Source organism: Prescottella soli (genome assembly GCF_040024445.1).
GTDB lineage: Bacteria > Actinomycetota > Actinomycetes > Mycobacteriales > Mycobacteriaceae > Prescottella > Prescottella soli.
This window is the reverse complement of sequence record NZ_CP157276.1, coordinates 76811-96654: the sequence shown is the minus strand read 5'-3', so window position 1 is coordinate 96654 and position 19844 is coordinate 76811. Positions and strand designations below refer to the sequence as shown.

Annotated in this window: 18 protein-coding genes; 10 read left to right on the top strand and 8 right to left on the bottom strand. The window is 67.3% G+C overall.

Annotation, left to right across the window (positions count from 1 at the left end):
* Positions 1-103: 103 nt before the first annotated feature.
* The 6 genes from ABI214_RS00535 (at position 104) to ABI214_RS00510 (ending at position 7591) form a co-directional block, all read left to right on the top strand.
* On the top strand, positions 104-994 hold the full coding sequence (locus tag ABI214_RS00535; RefSeq protein ID WP_348605266.1) for an SDR family NAD(P)-dependent oxidoreductase: 891 nt from the start codon (positions 104-106) through the stop codon (positions 992-994).
* 385 nt (positions 995-1379) lie between these two features.
* Entirely contained in the window at positions 1380-2723 is a 1344-nt protein-coding gene (locus ABI214_RS00530) for a hypothetical protein (RefSeq protein WP_348605265.1), read from the top strand.
* A gap of 106 nt (positions 2724-2829) precedes the next feature.
* Positions 2830-3780, top strand: coding sequence for a glutamate ABC transporter substrate-binding protein (locus ABI214_RS00525; protein WP_408587480.1), 951 nt, complete (start codon positions 2830-2832; stop codon positions 3778-3780).
* Between the two features lie 4 nt (positions 3781-3784).
* Positions 3785-6103 carry a serine/threonine-protein kinase gene (locus tag ABI214_RS00520; RefSeq protein WP_348605263.1) on the top strand — a complete coding sequence of 773 codons (2319 nt, stop codon included), beginning with the start codon at positions 3785-3787 and terminating at the stop codon, positions 6101-6103.
* A gap of 122 nt (positions 6104-6225) precedes the next feature.
* Positions 6226-7356: a lipase family protein gene (locus ABI214_RS00515; protein ID WP_348605262.1), complete on the top strand. Its 1131-nt coding sequence runs from the start codon at positions 6226-6228 to the stop codon at positions 7354-7356.
* A gap of 31 nt (positions 7357-7387) precedes the next feature.
* Positions 7388-7591, top strand: a complete 204-nt coding sequence (locus tag ABI214_RS00510) for a hypothetical protein (protein WP_348605261.1) — start codon at positions 7388-7390, stop codon at positions 7589-7591.
* Positions 7592-7635: 44 nt separating this feature from the next.
* Here ABI214_RS00510 and mraY read toward each other — a convergent pair whose 3' ends face one another.
* Together mraY and ABI214_RS00495 are read right to left on the bottom strand one after the other, a co-directional pair.
* Positions 7636-8709 carry a phospho-N-acetylmuramoyl-pentapeptide-transferase gene (gene mraY / locus ABI214_RS00505; protein ID WP_348605260.1) on the bottom strand — a complete coding sequence of 358 codons (1074 nt, stop codon included), beginning with the start codon at positions 8707-8709 and terminating at the stop codon, positions 7636-7638.
* Positions 8710-9023: 314 nt separating this feature from the next.
* Positions 9024-9326, bottom strand: a complete 303-nt coding sequence (locus ABI214_RS00495; protein ID WP_348605259.1) for a hypothetical protein — start codon at positions 9324-9326, stop codon at positions 9024-9026.
* A 466-nt stretch (positions 9327-9792) separates the two neighbouring features.
* Between ABI214_RS00495 and ABI214_RS00490 the strand changes: the two genes are divergently transcribed.
* Entirely contained in the window at positions 9793-10536 is a 744-nt protein-coding gene (locus ABI214_RS00490) for an MBL fold metallo-hydrolase (RefSeq protein WP_348605258.1), read from the top strand.
* A 19-nt stretch (positions 10537-10555) separates the two neighbouring features.
* Here the strand turns inward: ABI214_RS00490 and ABI214_RS00485 are convergent, their stop codons facing one another.
* The 3 genes from ABI214_RS00485 to ABI214_RS00475 all read right to left on the bottom strand — a co-directional run bounded on the left by ABI214_RS00485 (position 10556) and on the right by ABI214_RS00475 (position 14003).
* Positions 10556-11905: a hypothetical protein gene (locus ABI214_RS00485; RefSeq protein ID WP_348605257.1), complete on the bottom strand. Its 1350-nt coding sequence runs from the start codon at positions 11903-11905 to the stop codon at positions 10556-10558.
* A 207-nt stretch (positions 11906-12112) separates the two neighbouring features.
* The gene (locus tag ABI214_RS00480; RefSeq protein WP_348605256.1) at positions 12113-13279 is read right to left on the bottom strand and encodes a thiolase family protein; all 1167 of its coding nucleotides are present in this window, start codon (positions 13277-13279) and stop codon (positions 12113-12115) included.
* Between the two features lie 31 nt (positions 13280-13310).
* Entirely contained in the window at positions 13311-14003 is a 693-nt protein-coding gene (locus ABI214_RS00475; RefSeq protein ID WP_348605255.1) for an SDR family oxidoreductase, read from the bottom strand.
* Between the two features lie 83 nt (positions 14004-14086).
* Between ABI214_RS00475 and ABI214_RS00470 the strand changes: the two genes are divergently transcribed.
* Positions 14087-14449, top strand: coding sequence for a winged helix-turn-helix transcriptional regulator (locus tag ABI214_RS00470; protein ID WP_348605254.1), 363 nt, complete (start codon positions 14087-14089; stop codon positions 14447-14449).
* An 87-nt stretch (positions 14450-14536) separates the two neighbouring features.
* On the opposite strand, the gene ABI214_RS00465 is transcribed toward ABI214_RS00470, so the two are convergent.
* A complete protein-coding gene (locus tag ABI214_RS00465; protein WP_348605253.1) occupies positions 14537-16240 on the bottom strand; it encodes an FAD-dependent oxidoreductase in 1704 nt (567 codons plus the stop codon).
* 262 nt (positions 16241-16502) lie between these two features.
* Between ABI214_RS00465 and ABI214_RS00460 the strand changes: the two genes are divergently transcribed.
* Complete coding sequence (locus tag ABI214_RS00460) at positions 16503-17162, top strand: alpha/beta hydrolase (protein WP_348605252.1); 660 nt, start codon at positions 16503-16505, stop codon at positions 17160-17162.
* A gap of 73 nt (positions 17163-17235) precedes the next feature.
* Here ABI214_RS00460 and ABI214_RS00455 read toward each other — a convergent pair whose 3' ends face one another.
* The gene (locus ABI214_RS00455; protein ID WP_348605251.1) at positions 17236-17985 is read right to left on the bottom strand and encodes a DUF2182 domain-containing protein; all 750 of its coding nucleotides are present in this window, start codon (positions 17983-17985) and stop codon (positions 17236-17238) included.
* A gap of 41 nt (positions 17986-18026) precedes the next feature.
* The gene (locus ABI214_RS00450) at positions 18027-18659 is read right to left on the bottom strand and encodes a DUF1326 domain-containing protein (protein WP_348605250.1); all 633 of its coding nucleotides are present in this window, start codon (positions 18657-18659) and stop codon (positions 18027-18029) included.
* Positions 18660-18869: 210 nt separating this feature from the next.
* Between ABI214_RS00450 and ABI214_RS00445 the strand changes: the two genes are divergently transcribed.
* Positions 18870-19796, top strand: coding sequence for an NADP-dependent oxidoreductase (locus ABI214_RS00445; protein ID WP_348612055.1), 927 nt, complete (start codon positions 18870-18872; stop codon positions 19794-19796).
* Positions 19797-19844 lie beyond the last annotated feature (48 nt).

Here is a 19844-nt window from a genome sequence, read left to right as displayed (position 1 = left end):
GCAGCGTCTCCCACTCGATGGGCATGAGGGGTGTGACCTGTCCCGCATGGAGCTACCGTCCGAATCGGCAGTGGGACAGACCCACCCGACCGTGGAGGCAGACATGGCACTTCCCCTCATCGGCCGCTCCGCCCTCGTCATCGGCGGAGCCGGCGGCATCGGTGGCGCCGGCGCCCGTGCGCTTCTGGCCGCGGGGGCGTCCGTGACGATCATGAGCCGCGACGAGACACGGATCTCGACGTTCGCGGCGCAACTGAAACAGGACGCACCCGAGGGCGCCCGAGTCGATCACATCGTCGGCGATTCGCTCGTCGAGGCGGATGTCGTGGCCGCCGTCGAGCACGCTCGGCACGACCACGGGCTCGACATCTGCGTCAGCACGGTCGGACGCGGCAGCACTATTCCGCTGCTGCTCAACAACCCCGACGACTTCACCGCGGAGCTGCGCACCAACATCACCAGTGCGTTCGTTGCCATCAAGGCCTGCGTCCCGGCGATGGCCGAGAACGGCGGCGGGTCGATGGTCTTCACGTCGTCGGTGATCGCGGCACAGTCCTTCCCGTACATGAGCGGCTACTGTGCCGGCAAGGCCGGGCTGGAAGCCCTCGTCCGCACGGCTGCAGACGAATTCGGCCATCTCGGGATCCGGATCAACTGCATCCGGCCGGGGCTGGTCGCCTCGCCCGACAACCCGAAGGTCGCGGCCAGTTTCTCCGGTGAGCGGGCGGCGGCCTTCCTCGAGCAGACGCCGCTGCGGCGCCTCGGGGTCCCCGACGACATCGCAGGCGCGATCCGCTACCTCGCGGGTCCGGAATCGTCGTGGGTGACCGGCACCGCGATCACGGTCGACGGCGGCGCCCACATGCGACGCGCACCCGACATCCACCAGCGACTGCGCGACGAACAGGGGGATCGGGTGGTCGACGAACTGCTCCAGGGCCGGATTCCCACCGCGCCGGCGTGCCCGGATACTCCCCAGCCGGCACATGCGTAACCGACGTCACACCGGTCTCTGCGGAATAGACCCCGTACACGCGATGTTGTGATGTCCGGATCGGTGCGTTCCGTGTCCCCCGGGCTCAACCCTTTGCCTTCGCAGAGTTCCGTCCGGCTGGAGCTGCGTTGCGCCTTTCGCCGTGAGGCGACCGAACGCACCGGTCCACCCTTCGTGCCCGCGACAGCTGCTTCCACGCGCCGGGGCACCCTGATCGAGCCAGCTTCTGCCGTCCGACGATGACGCATGGATGCCGTCCGGAGTAGGAAGATAGTACGAGCGAGACGGCGACGAATCGTTGCCGCATCTCCCGACCGTCGGCGGTGAGTCTGCAAGGCCGGTCACCACTGCCGGAAGCCGACCCCTAGTGGGGAGGAGTACACCGGTGTTGTCCCGCCGCGTCTCCGACGACTGGGCCCCGATCCTGGACCAGGAGCGACTCGTCGATCCCGAGCTCGAGCCGCTCACGGTGCGCGGGATCGTCGCCTCCACCCCTGGCAAGCTCGCGTTCATCGGAGTGGTGCTGATCGCGCTCACGCTCGCCGCGGGTGCCCTCACTTCCGTGGCGATCATCGCCCGCGAACAGAGGATCGACACCCTCCACACGGAAACCGCACCCCGCACCCATTCCGCACAGGAGCTCTACAGTTCCCTGTCGATCGCAGACGCTGCGGCCACAGCCGGGTTCCTGTCCGGAAGGGTGGAACCGGCAACGGTCAGGGATCGCTACAACCAGGCGATCGGCGAGGCCGCCACCGCGCTCGTCTCGACGACGAACGGCGCCTCGGCGAGCGACGCGCAGGCGTCCGAGTTGCCGGCAGAGCTGTCCAGAAACCTGGCGATCTACACGGCGATCGTCGCAACCGCTGATGCGAACAGCCGCGTCGGAAACCCGATCGGGGTCTCGTACCTCAACGAGTCGTCCGCGCTGATGCACGACACCATGCTTCCCGCGGCCGAGCAGCTGTACACGCAACATGCTGACGCCCAAGCCGAGACGCAACGACACCTCTCCCAGCCGCCTCGCGCCGCGTTGGCGCTGTGCGTGGTGGCGTTGATCGCGCTGATCGTGGCGCAGCGCTACCTGGCGAAGCGCAGCCATCGCCGGGTCAACCCGGGCATGATCGCGGCAACGGTATTGATGGCGCTGCTGGCGATTTGGCTGTCGATCGCGGGACTGGTCTCGGTCAACGCCAGCGCGTACGACACCGAATCGGCCCAAACGATGGACGCGCTCGTGCGGGCACGAATTCTGGCTCAGCAGGCCCGCGCCGACGAGACGCTGGCGTTGCTCCGGCGCGATACGGACGTCCAGAGCGAGCAGGAATACGCCCAGCACATCGAGGACCTTTCGCGGATGCTCGACGAACTGGACAGCCAGCCGGTACCGACCGCTGCGGCCGATACGGCCGTGAGCGACGCCGTGGCCGCACTCGACGGCTGGGAAAGAGCCCACCAGGACATCCGCAACCGACTCGACGCCGGCGACTATGTCGGTGCGGTAACGGTTGCCATCGACGGCGGGCCGCAAGATGCCCCGGCGCAGTTCACCCGCCTCGACGACGCATTGCGCGGCGGTATCGGAGACCTCCGAGAGGAGGCCAGCGGGTACACCTCGCGGTCGTGGTCGTCGCTGAGCCAGCTGGACATTGGCGGTGCGACTCTCGGCGTGCTGGCCGGATTCGCGATCGGCGCCGGCGTGTGGCCCCGGCTGAGCGAGTACCGGTGACCGGGCGCGTACAAAGGAGAGGGAAGGCCACGGTACAGGTCACGCAGTGAACAGAACACGAGGATCCGCGGGTACGGCGCGGCGACCGACAGGGCGTCGCTGGGTGATGCTCGTCTGCCTGGCCGGCGCGAGCGCCCTGACCGGATGCACGTCCATCCAGACACCACCGCTCACCCCTGTCGGCAACTACACCGAGTACCCCCTGCCGAGCGGAGCCGCGATCGCGCCGCCGGCGACGACGACGGTCCCGGGGGTCGCGGACTGCGACGCCACTGCCAGCCTTCGCCCCAACCCGCCGGGCGAAAACCCTGCGGGACCCAAGGTGTCCGAGATCCAGGCGCGGGGACGGGTGATCGTCGGAGTCGACCAGCGCAACTATCTCTTCAGCAGCCGGGATCCCGTGACCGGCGCCATCGAGGGCTTCGACGTGGACATCGCCCACGAGGTAGCCCGCGATCTGCTCGGCGACCCGACGAAGGTCGAGTTCCGACTGGTCAACCCCACTGACCGCATCCAGGCGGTGCAGAACTCCACCGTCGACATGTTCATCATGTCCACGACGATGACCTGCGCCAGGGCCTCGCAGGTCGCCTTCTCGGCCGAGTATTTCCGCGCGGGTCAACGGCTGCTCGTGCCGCAGTACTCCGGGATCCGCGCACCCGCGGACCTCGCGGGCAAGCGGGTGTGTTCGGTGCCCGACACTCCGGCGATGTACGCCGTGCAGCGGCAGATACCAAACGTCCAGGTAGTCACCGTGCCCGACTGGGACGACTGCCTGGTCGCCCTCCAGCAAGGGCAGGTGGACGCGGTCAGCACCGACGACGCCCTCCTGCTCGGCATGGCGGTGCAGGATCCGAACATGAAAATCGTCGGTCCGGTGATGGAAGTCGCGCCGTATGGGATCGGCATCAACAAGAACGACGACGACCTGGTCCGCGCCGTCAACGGCACCCTCGAACGTATCGGCAGGGACGGAACCTGGACGAACATCTACAACAGTTGGCTCGCCGGTCTCGGGCCGTCGCCCGGCGCCCCCGTGCCTCATTACCAGGACTGACCGGATGACTCAGCCCACGGAACGGGATGCCGACGACGCGACGACCCACGGAACCGAACCCACCGACACGGCCGCGACCGCCGACGACACCACCACCACCGGCGTGACGCGCGCGGCGCCGCCCGCGGGTAGGTCGAGCCGCGCCGCACGCCGGAGGGCGCGCGTGACCTCCGGTCGCCGGCTCATCGGCGAGGGACTGGTCGAGATCCCGGTCATCGCCCCGCTCGACCCCTTCTCTGCGATGCTGAGCGAACCGGTGGTCGCCGAGAGCAGGCGGTACTGCACGAAGTGCCGCAAACCGGTGGGCCGCGCGCAGGCGAACGAGCCCGCGCCGACCGATGGTGTGTGCGCCGTTTGCGGCACCGCCTTCTCGTTCCATCCCCAACTCGAGCCCGGCGAACTGGTGGCGGGGCAGTACGAGGTGCAGGGCTGCATCGCCCACGGTGGCGTCGGCTGGATCTATGTCGCCGTCGACCGGAACGTGGACGATCGGTGGGTGGTCCTCAAGGGGCTGCTGCATGCGGGCGATCCCGAAGCCCAGGCGGTGACGATCGCCGAACGGCGGTTCCTCGCCGAGGTGACCCATCCGAGCATCGTCAAGATCCTCAACTTCGTCGAGCAGCCCGGTTCGGACGGCCGCCCGATCGGATACATCGTGATGGAGTACGTCGGGGGCACCACGCTGAAGGATCTGCTTCGCACGACCTCGGGTCGGTCGGCGCCGAGGTCGGCACCGAGAAGGATGCTCCCGCTCGATCAAACCCTCGGCTACATCCTCGAGGTACTACCGGCGCTGAGCTACCTGCACTCGATCGGGCTGATCTACAACGATCTGAAGCCCGAGAACATCATGCTCAGCGAGGGACAGGTCAAACTGATCGACCTGGGTGCGGTCGCCGCGATCGAGGACACCGGATTCATCTACGGGACTCCGGGCTTCCAGGCTCCCGAGATCATCGCCACCGGTCCGACCGTGGCAACCGACATCTACACTGTCGGACGCACCCTCGCCTCACTCACTGTGAATTTGCCGTCGAAGCACGGCCGCCTCCTCGACAGCCTGCCCGACCCGGCCGACGAACCGCTGTTCCGACAGTACCCGGCGTACTACCGGCTACTGAGGAGAGCGACGAATCGTGACCCCACGCAACGCTTCTCATCGATCGATGAGCTGTCGACGCAGTTGACCGCGCTCCTCCGCGAGATCTCGTCCGCACAGTCCGGGCAACCACGACCAGGACTGTCTCAGCAGTTCAGTCCACCTCGGGGCAGCTTCGGCACCGATATGGCAATCCGACCGACCGATGTGTTCGTCGACGGCAGGCCCCACGACACGCACCCGGACGCGCTCGCACTGAAGCAGTCCTTGCCCGTTCCACTGGCAGACCCAACCGACCCGGGAGCCGGGCTGCTCACAGCAGCGATGCACGCCACTCCACGCGAACTCCTCGCTACCCTCCGCGTCGCGCGTGAACGAAGCGCTGCAGCTCCGCACGGTCGACTCGAGGGCAGCCTGGAACTGCCGCTGATGGAGGTGCGCGCACACCTCGATCTCGGCGATACGCAACATGCCGCCGACCTGCTCGACGCGCTTGCGGAGAAGCACCGGCACGGCTGGCGGATCAGCTGGTACCGGGGGCTGTGCGATCTGCTTCGCGGCGAATTCGAGGCGGCGTTCCTCCGATTCGACAGCGTGCTCTCCGCACTGCCCGGCGAGTCGGCACCCAAGCTGGCGCTTGCCGGGACCGCGGAACTGATCCTGGACCGGTGTGACGACGAGAGTCCGGCCACCGACTCCGGTGGAGCCTGCGCGCAGTGGCGGGCAATTGCCGAGCGCTACTACCGGACGGTGTGGCTGACGGACCACAGTCTGGTCAGTGCAGCGTTCGGCCTGGCTCGCCAACTCGAGGCCCGACATGATCGCCCGGCCGCAGTGCACATCCTCGACCAGGTGCCGTCGAGCTCACGACACTTCGGGGAGGCCCGGTTGACGACCGTGCTGGTCCTCGTCGGCGGTCGGCCTGTGGCCGAGATCAGCGAATCCGACCTGCGAGAGGCGGCCGATCGTATCCAACGGTTCCCAGAGACGGAACCACGGGCGATCCAGATGCACGCCCTGGTCCTCGGCGTAGCGGTCGATTGGCTCGAGTCCGGTCGGTCGGCGGCGCCGGAGCCGATCCTGGGCGCCGAATTCACCGCGCTCGGCCTGCGAGCCGGCGCCGAGGAGGCGCTTCGAACGCTGGCCCGCAACACCGCTACCCGCACGCACCGCTACACCCTCGTCGATCTCGCGAACACGATCCGGCCCAAGACCTGGATGTAGCGGCTGTTCACACCGCGACCGCTCGTCACGGTCGGTGGATCGGCCGCATTCCGGGTGACGTGGGGATCTCGCAGCGCACAATGGGGAGCGGACGACGACGATCGGGAGCCGAGGGTGGCGTGATGATCGGAAAACTGGTGGGCCGGGCAGCACTGGTGCTCGCGGTGGCGGTCACGAGTGTGGGCGTCGCCTCCCCGCACACCTTCGCGTCTCCCACCGATACCGCGCCAGGGATGATCGTCGAGACCAGCGCTCTCGATCGGTCGGCGTGGATTCCCGGGGCCGCCAGCGGAATCCACGTCACCTACTGGACCACCGGCCCGCTCTCCCGACCGGCGCTGAGCACCGGCGCGGTTTTCCTGCCGCCCGGCGAACCCCCGCCCGGCGGCTGGCCGGTGGTCTCGTGGGCGCACGGCACCGTGGGACTGGCCGACCGCTGTTCTCCCACCGTCACCGGCAGGATCGGCGGCCCCTATCTCGAACACTGGCTCTCGCAGGGCTACGCGATCGTCGCGACCGACTACCTCGAACTCGGGTCCACGGGTCTGCATCCGTACCTGGACGGTCCGTCGGAGGCGCACAGCGTCGTCGATATCGTCCGCGCGGCCCACGCCGTCGACCCGGAACTGTCCCCACGCTGGGTGGTAGTGGGCCAGTCCCAGGGCGGACAGGCGGCCATGGTCACCGCGTCCCTCGCCACCAAGTACGCACCGGAACTGGACTACCGCGGCGGAGTGGCGACCGGAGCACCGTCGAACCTGGAGAACCTCGCACCGCTGGTGCGCCCCGGCTTCCCTCGTCTCCCCCTCACCGGCACGACGGTCTTCGTCTCCTACATCCTCGCCGGATTGCGCGCCACCCGACCGGATCTCGACATCGACAGCTACCTCACCGACATCGGCCGCGCCGCGGTCAGGGCCGCCGAGTCGGAGTGCTACGAGCAGATGGCACCGCAGTTGCAGAACGTGTCGGTCGGCGACCTCGTCGTTCGTCCTGTGGACGATCCGGCAGTGCAGGTCGTGCTCCGCGACACGCTCGGGGTGCCCACGGTCGGCTACGACCGCCCGGTGTTCCTCGGACAGGGCCTGACCGACGAGATTGTGCCCGCCCCGCTGGCACTGAAGCTGGCTGCGGACCTGGCGGCCAACCACCAGCCCGTCACGTTCCGCACGTATCCCACCGGACACCTGGACACGATGCGGGCCTCGTTGCCGGAGACGACGGCGTTCGTGCGCGGCCTGTTCGGCCCGTGATGTCGGCTGAAGATCGCGTACCTTGTGGGACGTGCCGTGGTTCCTGGTGTCACTGCTTCTGCTGCTCACTGTGGGTGGGTATCTGGCGCTCGGCGTACTGACCGCGATCGGCCAACGTCGACGCAGTGCCGGCCTACTCGTCGTGTCCGGCGCCGTCCTGCTCTTCCCGGTCTATTGGGTGGTCTGGTACGTGCACGACACCTGGCCGCCGACCAGACGATCCGCCGATACCTAGCGCCCCGAACCATCCTGGGAGGCACACCGATTCATTCCGGTTCGTCAGTCCACGGCGGCGAGATACTCGCTGTAGAACAGTGCAAGGCCCACAGCCGAGGCGATCGCGGCGAGCAACCAGAACCTGATGATCACCACCGTTTCGGGCCACCCGCCGAGCTCGAAATGGTGGTGGATCGGGGCCATCCGGAAGACACGGCTCCGGGACGAGCGGAACACCGCAACCTGAATCAGTACCGATGCCGCCTCTGCGACGAACAACGCACCGAGCCCGACGGCGAGCAACTCGGTCCTGGTCGTGATGGACAGTCCGGCCAGCAGACCGCCCAGTGCGAGTGAACCGGTATCACCCATGAAGATCTTGGCCGGCGCCGCGTTCCACCACAGGAATCCGACGCATGCGGCCGCACCCGCTGCGCAGATCAAGGCCAGATCGAGTGGGTCCCGCACGCCGTAACAGCCCGCGCCAGGAGCGGTTTCGCACGCATTGCGGTACTGCCAGAAGGTGATGATCACGTAGCTTCCGAGCGCCAACCCCATCGAGCCGGCCGCGAGACCGTCCAACCCGTCGGTCAGATTGACCGCGTTCGACCAGGCGACCACCACTACGCAGGTGAACACGACGAAGACGACCGCCCCCATCGCGATCGTGGTGTCCCGAATGAACGACAGGTCGGTGCTGCCCGGTGTCAGTCCGGTGCTGCCGCGGAAGCGGATCGCGAGCACCGCGAAGATCACCGCAGCGGAGATCTGCCCGATGTACTTTCCGGTTGCCTTCAGGCCCAGGTTCCGTTGCTTCCGAATCTTGATGTAGTCGTCGAGGAAGCCGACGCCGGCCAGTGCGGTCGTCAGGCCGAGGACCAGCAGTCCCGAGGCTGACGGACCGTCGGCTCGATACCCGATTCCGATCAGATGCGATCCCAGATACCCCGCCCACAGCCCGCACAGGATCGCGACACCACCCATCGTCGGGGTGCCACGCTTGGACTGATGACTGGCCGGTCCCTCAACCCTGATCTCCTGGCCGAATCCCTGCCTCGAGAATGCTTTGATCAGAAGCGGTGTCAACAGAATGGACACCGCCAGTGCAATTCCGGCAGCAAAGAGAATCTGCCTCATCTTCCCCCCAGGTTCCTATCTTCCCTCTTCGCCCACATTCGAATCGTCGAGAGCGCCATTCCCCGCGAGCTGGGTAAGCACCACACAGCAACACCGAACGCGCAGACGCGCTTGTGCTCTGGCTCGAGCACTACAACACTCGACGACGCTACAGCGCACTCGGAGGACGACCACCGATCAGCCCAACCTCCATCAGTTGCCCAACGCACTGACCGCGGACACATTGCGTGTGGCCCATCAGGCTTGGACATCGGATCCGTGGCCGTTCCACAGCAGCCTGCTCCAACATCGGTAACGTTTGCGATCGATTGCCGCTACCACCACGACCATCCAGAGGCCTGCCTGCTGCTGTGTCGACCGTCCCCCCGGAATGTCCGGCGCCATGCACTCACTGCGATCGCCCAGGCCGCCAACGACAGAAGGTCAGCGACCGTCAGGCCGTGATCCGGGGTGAAGGTCCATAGGACGCCAACTTCCAACGGCCCATTCACGAAAACCCAGACGGCAGCGACGAACACCAGGGCAGCAGCGGCGGGACGACCAGGCTTCGCCAGGCACCACACGGAAAGGCTGATCAGGACGATCATGGTGAGGATCGGAAAGAAGAGCTCGACCATCGGACATCCTTGCGTTTCTGCGGCGGCTGCGCACCATTCTGCCTTCCGGCTGTACGGCGCCACCGCGCTTCCAGCGACTGTCCGAGCAGCGAACTCTCATGTGGACCGTCATCCGGCCGACAGCGCCGCGGTTCGCACGGCGCGATCACTCACTGCCAGTTGCGGTTCCGGCGGGCCATTCCGATACGCACAGCACGACGCTCGGATCCCGGGCGATGAGGCTGGTCGTGGCGCCGCGACGTCATGCGATTTCACGGCGCCGTCGCGGCGGAACGACACCGAGCCACCCACGCTTACATCCCCTGTCGTGCCCGCCGACGAAGGACACGGGCTGAACTGGCCGGGGCCTTGGGAGCCGCTGCCGCAAGGCATGGTGAGTGTCTGGGACCTGTTGCAGAACCATCTCGACAACAGCGCACTGAAACGGCGCAGCATGCAGTGCGGAGATGGCGCAGAATATTGGACCGTGACGACTGTGGATGAAGTAGCGCCCAACGTGTTCCGTGCGTCCGGGACGGACGTGAACGTAGTGATACTGCGAGACGGTGACGCCCTGACGCTGATCGACGGCGGCTATCCCGGCGACGTCGGAGCAGTCGAGAGCGCAATCCACTCACTCGGCCGACGTCCCGAGGATGTGCAGGGCATGCTGCTCACCCATGCGCACATCGACCACATGGGCGCGATCGTCGCCTTCCACCAGCGGCACGGAACCCCTGTGTTCACGGACCCGGCCGAGGTCGCCCACGCGCGACGGGACTACCTCGAGCAGGCCACCGGCAAGGACTTCATCCCGATGGTGCACAAGCACGGCGTGCTGCCGTGGTTGCTGCGCATCGCCCGTGCCGGGGCCACCCGATCGCTCTCGGTCGGCGACGCCCGGGCCTTCGCGTCGGACGGGCCCCTCGATCTGCCCGGTGCACCGGTCCCGGTGGCCACCCACGGCCACACGTCGGGGCACTCGGCGTATCACCTGCCGCAGCACGGCGTGGTCGTCACCGGAGATGCACTGATCACCGCGCATCCGTTGTCGAAACACCGTGGCCCGCAGCTACTCCCGCCGGTCTTCGACCACGGGAAACAGGACACCCTGACGGCGCTCGACCATCTCGCCGCACTCGAGGCCGACACTATCGTCCCGGGACACGGACCGGCGGTGTTCATGCCTATCGCCGCGGCCGTCGGGCAAGCTCGCGAGCGAGCCCACTGAGCCGCGAACAGCTGTCACGTCACGCGGGTTGCGAGTCGCCGCTGACGCACACCGAACTGAGGACATGACGGTAGGTCGACAGCCCATACGTGTTCGGCGCGTTGATCAGCGGGAACGGCGACGGGATCCAGTCGAACGGGTTGACCGCCGCGCCGGCTCCGCCCGACCCCGCCACCCACGCGGCGGACAGCGCGTCGGTGCCTGCGGTGTAGCCGATCTCCATGACCTGCGTGGTCAACGCGTACCCGAAGTACGCGGCCGTCAACGCATCGCCGATCTTCACCGCGCCGAGCGGCTGAGCCTCGGCGAGGTTCGCGCCGGCGAAACCGTCGTGGACCAGAGCGACCAGCGCCTCCGTCGCCGCACCCCCGACGGTGGGGACCATGCCGAGCGCTGTCGAGAGCAGCGTCTCGATCGTGGAGAAGTCGTCCGGGTTCGCGGGGATCAACCCCGAGGGAACCATCGTGTTCTCCATGATCCACGCCAGCCGCGCCTGCTGGTCCTCGACCTGCCGGACGTTGTCGGGATCGGGGCTCGTCGCGCGCAGGTAGGTGCCGGTCCGCGCCAACACGTCAGCGAGGGTCAGTTCGGTGGCGGGCGGGCAGTCCGCGCCGGCGATCGAGACGCCCGCGGCGATCTCCTTGACGAACGCGGGGGCCTCGAATCCGAGGTCGACCTCCCGATCCGGCCGGCCCGCCGCGTCGATCGCGTCGTCGTCCGCCCACACCAGGCAGCTGCGCTCGAGCTGGCTCTGCGCGGCGTCGTAGATGAGCGCGAATCCCTTCGCGCCCAGCTTGAGCGGGAGGCTGATGAGCATCCCGGCACTCACCGGGCCGAGGCTGACCATCGAGGGAATCATCCCGGCGATGATGTTCGCGGGGACCAGGGCCGTCGTGTAGATGAGGAAGTACGCGGTCTCGACGGCCTGCCCGAGGGTGAGGTTCTCGGCGCGGATGACGGCCGACTCCTGGCCGTTCTTGACGTTCATCAACTGGGTGACGAGGTATCGGGTGATCGGGTCGCCGTACTTGTTGATGCCCGCGTCCGGATCCGACGACTGCGTCGCCGCGGGGTTGGAGACCGCGAGAGTGCTGATGCCCGTGGCGTTCAGGCGTCGGTGCCCCTCAGCGCGGATCTCGTCGTAGTTGTCGAGGAAGGGTTGCGGCAGAATCGGTTTCGACGCCTGCAGCACGGCATCGAAGATGGCACCCATCGTCGCCTGGTTCGAGCCCACGCAGGTCGTGTCGCCGGCCGGAGCGGAGGTGTCCGGCGCGGCATAGGCGGTCGCCGTGCCGCCGACCAGTACCGCGGCCAGTGCCGCGGCGATCGTGCTCGAGAGAATCCCGCTTCGGCGTCGTGTCCGCCCCATGCCGTGTCCCCAACCCGTCTTCGTGATGATCGCGTCACGAGCGCGGCGCCCGTGGGTGCCGTGTCGCCGGTCCGGCGACGGGCCGTGGCCCGAGCACCGCCTAGCATCCAAGCCAAACGTGGACGATCGTACAACTCAGGTGCCCGGATCACGGCGATTGTTCACGCAGGATTCACGTCACCCCACCCAGCGGCCCTCCGGGGCACGTCACAGCCGCTCGATGATGGTCGCGTTCGCCAGTCCCCCCGCCTCGCACATCACTTGCAGGCCGTAGCGGCCATCGATCTGTTCGAGCGCGTTGACCAGACTGGTGGCGAGGCGGGCGCCGGACGCTCCGAGCGGGTGGCCGATCGCGATCGCGCCGCCGTTGATGTTGACCTTGCCCAGGTGGGCCCCGGTCTCGGCCTGCCACGCGAGCACCACCGAGGCGAACGCCTCGTTCACCTCGAAGGCGTCGATCTCGGACAGGGTGAGGCCGGCGCGGTCGAGAACCTTGCGCGTCGCCGGGATGATGCCGGTCAGCATCAGGATGGGGTCGTCTCCGACAACCGCGAACGAGTGCACACGGGCCCGCGGTCGCAGCCCGAGCCGGGCCGCCGCTTCCTCGCTGGTGACCAGCACCGCGGCGGAGCCGTCGTTGACCGGCGAGCTGTTGCCCGCTGTCACCTTCCAGTCCACGTCCTGGTAGCGCGCGGCCCAATCCTCGCTGTAGAAGGCCGGGCGGAGGCCGGCGAGGACGTCGACCGTGGTGCCGGGTCGAATCGTCTCGTCGGTTCGCAGGTCGTTCACATAGGTGACCTGGCTGTCGAGCAGGCCGTCCTTCCAGGCACGCACCGCGCGCTCGTGCGACATCGCCGAGTACTCGTCGAGCTGGGCGCGCGAGAGGTTCCACTTGCGCGCGATCAGTTCGGCGCTGATGCCCTGGGGCACCAGACCGTCGACGTACCGAGCCTTCACTCGGGGGCCGAAGAAGTCCTTACCGACGAACTGGCTGCCGATCGGGATCCGACTCATCGACTCGACACCCGAGGCGACCGCTACGTCGTAGGCACCCGCGATCACACCCTGGGCGGCGAAGTGCAGCGCCTGCTGGCTGCTTCCGCACTGTCGGTCCACCGTCACGCCGGGCACCGTCTCCGGGTAGCCGGCGGCCAGAAGAGCCCACCGGGCGGTGTTGCCAGACTGCTCTCCGATCTGGCCCACGGCGCCGCTGATGACGTCGTCGATGGTGGCGGGTTCGATTCCGGTGCGTTCGACGATCGCGCGCAGCGCCGCCGCATGCAGATCCACCGGATGGATCTCGGCGTACGCACCGCCGGGCTTCCCCTTGGCGAGTGGAGTACGAACGGCGTCGACGATGACTGCTGAGTTCATGACAGTTCTCCCTTTCAGTTGGCCGCGATCGTCAGTTGGCCGCGATCGCCCCGGTGGTGTCGGTCGACAGGTTCGAACGCGCCCGTTGGGTGACTTCGTCGACGAGGGCCTCGTCGGAGCCTGCGGCCAGTGCGTCGAGGATCCCGGTGACGATGACGCGTGGATCCGACTTCGGGACGTCGAGACCGGCGGTCATCGGCGTGTCGGCGTAGCCCAGGTGGGCACCGAGCACCTGGGTGCCCTGGTCGGCGAGTTCGAGCCGCAACGCGTTGGTCAGTCCCCAGAACGCCGCCTTGGACGGGCTGTATGCGCCGGGGATCGCCAGCCAACTCAGCACCGAGTGCATGTTCACGATCGCGCCGCCTCCCGCTGCCGCCAGTGTGGGCGCGAAGGCGCGGGTCACCTGCAGCGGGCCGAACAGATTGGTCTCGAACGTGTCCCTGATCTCCGCGATCGGCGACGCCAGCAGCGACTGGGCCCCGACCTCGCCCGCATTGTTGACGAGCACGGTCACGTCCGACGCCTTCTCGGCGGCCGCACGAATCGAGCCCGGGTCGGTCACGTCCAACCGGACCGGCACTACCCGGTCGTCGGTCCAGTCCAGATCCCGCCGAGCCGCGCCGTACACCTTCGTCGCTCCCCGCTCCAGGAACTGCCGCACGAATTCACGCCCGAGTCCGCCGCCCGCGCCGGTGACAAGTGCCACGCTTCCATCGATCTGCATCAGCTACTCCCAACCTGGATCGGATTGTTGAAGCCAGCAATTCCACGCTACGCCCTGACTTCAGTTCATTAAAGTCAGCCTGCTTGTGCGGTGAACCACATGCGACTCCGTGCGCCGTTGGACGACAGGTCGTCCTGGCGCCTGCCACCGCGGCCACGCACCTGCGCGCCCTCACCGACGCCGGCCTGATCGCGCGCCGGCCCTACCGAGACGGAGGGGTGCGCACCCGCGACGAGTACGTCCTGACGCCGGCCGGTATCGACCTGATCCCGGTCGTCATCGGCCTGTTCGAGTGGGGCACCAAGCACGCGGAGGGCACCGACGAACTCGAGTTCGCTCACATCGGCTGCGGTGAGCCCGTGGCACTGCGCGTGTCGTGCACCGCAGCCCACGATCTCGGTGCCGACGAGATCGAGGTACGACTCGAGGAGCGGGAACGAGCCTGAAATCACCACTGTCAGCGCTTCGGTCATGATCGTCTCCTCGGGGCACCTCACGAGTCGGCCGTTCGGCTCCGTCGCCGGGACTGCCGATCACACGAGGTGGGCCGGGCCCAAGTACTCGTGTATCGACCGCACGCAGCTCGCGCCGTCGCCGACGGCTGCCGCGACGCGCTTCATGGATCCCGCCCGCACGTCACCGACCGCGAACACACCGGGCTCGCTGGTCTCGAAAGGCAGCGGTCCACGACCGAGCGCCTCCCATTCTTCGCCCACCGGGCCGGGACCGATCGCAGCGTCGGTGAGGATGAAGCCCGCGGCGTCGAGTCGAATGTCCTTTAGCCACGACGTCGCCGGCTCGGCGCCGATGAAGCAGAAGAGCCCGCAGCAGCGTGCGGTGTGACTGCGTCCGGTCGAGTTGTCGGTGACGGTGATGTCCTCGAGGCTGGTCTGCCCGTCGAGTGCCGTGACCTCCGAATCGAGGTGAACCTGAATAGCGGGGTCCGCCTCGATCCGGCGCGCGAGATACGCCGACATCCCGGCGTAGAGGTTGTCCGAGCGGATGATCATGGCCACGGCGCAGCCACGACCGGACAGAAACAGAGCTGCCTGACCGGCCGAGTTGGCACCGCCGACGACGGCCACGGGTCGGCCGGCGCACAGCCGCGCCTCGATCTCCGTGGCCGCGTAGAAGATTCCTCGGCCTTCGAACTCCTCCCATCGGGGTAGATCCAGGGTTCGGTAGCGTGCCCCGGTGGCAACTACCACGGTGCGCGCGTGCGCGACCGCGCCGTCGGAGAGGGCGAGTTCGAAGACGGATTCCGACGGTCGTACCGATACGACGGTGCAGGGACTCGATATCCGAGCGCCGAACTTCTGTGCCTGAATCATCGCGCGGCCTGTCAGGTCCGCTCCGCTGACCCCCGACGCGAATCCGAGATAGTTCTCGATTCGCGAACTCGCGCTCGCCTGCCCTCCGACACCGACCGCGTCGAAAACCATGGTGCGCAATCCCTCCGACGCGCCGTACACGGCCGCGGCGAGTCCGGCCGGTCCGGCGCCGACGACAACCATGTCGAGGACCTCGTCGTGGCCGGTGAAGTCGTCCGGAGACGAGACCAACCCGAGGGCCTGGGCGAGGAGCGCGGGTGTCGCATTCCGGATCGTGCCGGAGGGTGTGACCGCGGCCGGCAGATGATCGGGCTCCAGTTCGTGCACTCCGGCCAGTGCAAGTCCGGCGGCGGTGTCCACGTCGAACCAACTGTGGGCGATATGCGAGCGGGCCGCCCACGTGCGCAGGGCGAGTGACGCCGGTGACAACGGGCTACCGAGCAGACGGACGCTCAGCGCGCCCTCGCCCGACTGCAGTTCTGTGTGGCGGGCCAGGAATGCACGCAGAACGACATCGGAGAGTTCGCCGTCCTGCGCCATCAACCTCCGGAAGTCCGGCGGATCGATGCGGATGACCTCGCCGCCTTCGACGACGCGCATGCTCAGGTAGGCGGCTTGCCCGGTCAGCAGGTTCAGTTCACCGAGGAACCGCCGCGGCCCGCACCGAGCAACGACCGCCTCGGGCTGATCGTCGTAGGCGTCCCGCACGATCTCCACCGTCGCGCTGACCAGGACGACGAAGTCGTCGCTCGCTTGGCCCGCACTCGACACGAGGTCCCCTCGACGGACGGCCGCAAGGGTGCCATAGGCGCGGACCCGCTCCATCTGGGGCTCGGTCAGCGTGGGAAACGCCGCCAGATAGCGCTCCCGGTACGCCTTCTCGACGTCGCCTGGTCCCCCTTCCATGGCGTCAACTCCTTCCACACAACCTGCTGCGGGCAACATCGTGCGACGAGCCATCTCTGCCCGTACATCACCCAAACACGTGATGTACTGGTACGGAACCGCGCGGCAGACTTCGAATCCGAGTCGTCATCGACGAACGCCTCGACAGGCATGACGGCCCCCAGGTCTCCCCAGCGGAGAGCCATCCACCGGACGGATCGAAGCTCCGCCGTCTGATGCGGAAGGTGCGGATCGACTGCAGCTCCACGGGGGTGGTCAGGCAATGAGCGAAACACACGTCATCGTTCTCCCCGGCGGCGGATACGCCGAGTACAGCGAGCACGAGGCCGAACCGGTGGCGCAATGGCTGCGGCAGAACGGCGTGAGCGCCAGCGTGTTCCGTTACCCACTGCACCAGCGGCACCCGGCACCCCTCGTCGCCCTGCGCGGTGAGATCGCGCGCCGCCGTGCGGCCGGCGCGCTGCGGATCGGGCTGTTGGGCTTCTCCGCCGGCGGTCATCTGGCCGGGCTTGCCGCTCTCTCTTCCGGGGCGACGCCAGACCAGTGGGTTCAGTTCGCGATCCTCGGCTACCCCATCACCTCGATGGAGACGGAAACCTACCGTCCGTCACGCATGATTCTGCTCGGCCCCGACGCGTCCGACGAGCTGCGTCGAGCAACCTCACTGGACGCGCTCGTGACGCCCGAGGCGCCGCCGTTCTTCCTCTGGCACACCGCCGAAGACACCTACGTACCCCCGGAACACACCTACCTGCTGGCGATGTCGTTGGCACGCAACACTATTCCACATACAGTGCACGTCTTTCCGCACGGGCCGCACAGCCTGGGGCTCGCCGAAGGAGCGGACGGGGCGCAGGCCTGGACCGACTTGTCCCTGCAGTGGCTGCGCGAGCAAACGCGGCAGTCGAGCGGGGATGCCTGACCCGTTACCCTCTCGCCGAACCGGGCCACCGTTGCACGGGACGCGGTCAGAGATCCGGTGAATTCCGCGCGGCTCACAGCGCCACACTCACTGCACCAACCAGGATCATCGCGGCGCCCACGAAGCGGCCACCCACGTCACCGAATGGGATCGTCTTCTCCAACAGGACGAAGACGGCGATCGCCGCGATCCACAGGAGGTTCATCACGCCGCCGACGAACAGCAATCCCATCACGATCCAGCAACAGCCCACGCAGTATGCGCCAAGCCTCAGTCCCATGCGGAAGGCGCCCACGTTGCCCGTGCGCCAGTAGCGGGACAGGACATGCGCTGGGTCCCGGCAGTTCCTGAGACAAGCATCCTTGAACGGGGTGAACTGGTAGATGCCGGCCGCGATCAGCAGCGCGGCTCCGAACACGGCGCTGTCGGACACCATCATCGGGGACAGCAGCGCGGCCTGATCAAGAGCATGTTGGGCGACGGTGGCCACGAGACTGAACAGCGTCCACATCGCGATGTAGCCGGCGACGAAGACGAACGTCGGGGCCAGCGGGTTCCGCTGGGCCGCGGCCTTCCGGGCGACTGCGGCGTACAGGAGGGTCATCGGCGCCGAGGTGGGAACCATCATGGCGATCATCATCACGACCCACATCACCAGTCTCAGGCCGAACTCGGTTGCAGTCCACGGCTGCACCCCGGCCATGGCGTCCGTCATCGACGCCATCGAACGACCGCCCGCGTCCGCCGACCCAGTTGTCGTTCGTCGCGCTGTCACCACGACGTAAACCCATGCGGCGGCTGTGATTACGCCCAGACCGGCCAATACGGTCAGACGGTCTCGGTGATGCCGGACCCGCGACGTGGTCAGCGGACGACTCCGTCCTGGTTCATGTGCAGAACGTTGAACTGGCCGTAGCTGTCCTTCAGGTCGAGCACGATTCCCGCCCGGGCTGTGGTGTTGCCGTTGCCCATCTCTGCGTAGATGTAGTGGATCCCCTCCGGCGTATTGATGCGCGTCCTCGCCGGCTCGCCGCTGAATGGATGGATGATCGGCGTCCCGTGCGACTCGACCAGCCCTTCGATCGTGAGACTGGCCCTTCGCGCATCGACATCGATCGACAGTTCGACCGGTGCGTACAGCGTGTCCAGCACTGTCGACATCGTGCTGTTGTACACGAAGAAGTGCGTCGCTCCGGGGGTGGTCGACTCGCCGTGGAGGATCCTCCGCAGGGCCTCTCGCTGAGTCGGATCCGCGCGTTCGTCGATGATCACCTGCTGCGTGCCGTTGCCCTCGGCTACCTCGCCTGGCCAGTGCATGAGCTCCGCCCAGTCCAGGCCGTCGAGTTTCGTGTCGTTGAAGTTCCCTTCGTCGATGTGGCCGCACATCACCGTCTCGCAGTACCCCTGAGTCGACTTCGCGCCGAACTGGCACGGGCAGCCCCAGGCACAGTTGCAGTTCGTGAATTCCGTACCGCGGATCATCCATCGATCAGCCACCGGATTCATCCCGTTTCTCACATGTTCTGCACTGCCACAAGGACCTTAACGATCACCGCGCCCACTTCCGGGCGCGCCCAGATGCCGGGCTGGGTCGGCGATCTCGGCGGCTTGCAGGGCACCGGGATTGTCGGCCGAGGCGCCCGTCCAATCGTTCGCGAAATCCTCGGACTGGTTGCCTTATTCCCTGGAAATACTACCGTGGTAGACGTGCCCAGAGCAGTGCAGTTCGATTCGTACGGCGGCGTCGACGTCCTCGAGGTGCGCGATGTCCCCCGCCCTGTTCCGGAGGCCGGTGAGGTTCTGGTCGAGGTCCGGGCAGCCGGCATCAATATCAGTGAGGCAGCGATCCGCTCAGGTGCCGTTCGGGACATCTTCCCTGCGACGTTTCCGTCCGGCCAGGGCAGCGACCTGGCCGGGGTGGTTACTGAACTAGGTTCCGGTGTCAGCGATTTCGCTGTCGGAGACGAGGTGATGGGATTCTCCATGCGCCGGTCCAGCCACGCCGAATACGTGACGGTGCCGGCAAACCAGTTGGCTACCAAGCCGCCGGAGGTTTCCTGGGAGGTGGCCGGCTCGCTGTTCGTCGCGGGTGCTACCGCCTACGGCGCGGTGCTGGCAATGCGCCTGGTACCGGGCGAGACGGTAGCGATCGCGGGCGCGGCCGGCGGCGTGGGTTCCATCGCCGTTCAACTCGCCCGACGAGCTGGGGCCACGGTCCTCGGAATCGCCGGGCCGTCCAACGATGCCTGGCTCGCCGACCAGGGCGCGATCCCGGTCAACTATGGTGACGACCTGCCCGCGAGGCTGCGCGCCGCAGCGCCGTCCGGGCGCATCGACGCCCTGCTGGACTTCTTCGGTGGTGGATATGTCGCCATGGCGGTCCAGGACCTCGACGTGCCCACTGACAGGGTCGACACGATCGCCGACTTCGCCGCCGTGGAGCAGTTCGGGGTGTTGTCGGCAGGTGGCGCGGATGCCTCGACTGCGGCGGTGGTCGCCGAACTGGCCGATCTCGTCGCACGCGGCGAGCTGCAGGTGCCGATCGCCGGGGTCTTCGCCCTCGATGATGTGCGGGACGCGTTCCGACAGGTCGAACGGCGACACACCCGCGGCAAGTTGGTGCTGCGACCATGAGCGACGCCCCCACCGGATACTCCATCCCCTCCGATTCCCCACCGGCCG

Coding starts and splice junctions, on each gene's coding strand:
- ABI214_RS00535 (WP_348605266.1), top strand. CDS start 104: ATGGCACTTCCCCTCATCGGCCGCTCCGCCCTCGTCATCGGCGGAGCC.
- ABI214_RS00525 (WP_408587480.1), top strand. CDS start 2,830: ATGCTCGTCTGCCTGGCCGGCGCGAGCGCCCTGACCGGATGCACGTCC.
- ABI214_RS00520 (WP_348605263.1), top strand. CDS start 3,785: ATGACTCAGCCCACGGAACGGGATGCCGACGACGCGACGACCCACGGA.
- ABI214_RS00515 (WP_348605262.1), top strand. CDS start 6,226: ATGATCGGAAAACTGGTGGGCCGGGCAGCACTGGTGCTCGCGGTGGCG.
- mraY (WP_348605260.1), bottom strand. CDS start 8,709: ATGAGGCAGATTCTCTTTGCTGCCGGAATTGCACTGGCGGTGTCCATT.
- ABI214_RS00495 (WP_348605259.1), bottom strand. CDS start 9,326: ATGGTCGAGCTCTTCTTTCCGATCCTCACCATGATCGTCCTGATCAGC.
- ABI214_RS00485 (WP_348605257.1), bottom strand. CDS start 11,905: ATGGGGCGGACACGACGCCGAAGCGGGATTCTCTCGAGCACGATCGCC.
- ABI214_RS00480 (WP_348605256.1), bottom strand. CDS start 13,279: ATGAACTCAGCAGTCATCGTCGACGCCGTTCGTACTCCACTCGCCAAG.
- ABI214_RS00475 (WP_348605255.1), bottom strand. CDS start 14,003: ATGCAGATCGATGGAAGCGTGGCACTTGTCACCGGCGCGGGCGGCGGA.
- ABI214_RS00465 (WP_348605253.1), bottom strand. CDS start 16,240: ATGGAAGGGGGACCAGGCGACGTCGAGAAGGCGTACCGGGAGCGCTAT.
- ABI214_RS00460 (WP_348605252.1), top strand. CDS start 16,503: ATGAGCGAAACACACGTCATCGTTCTCCCCGGCGGCGGATACGCCGAG.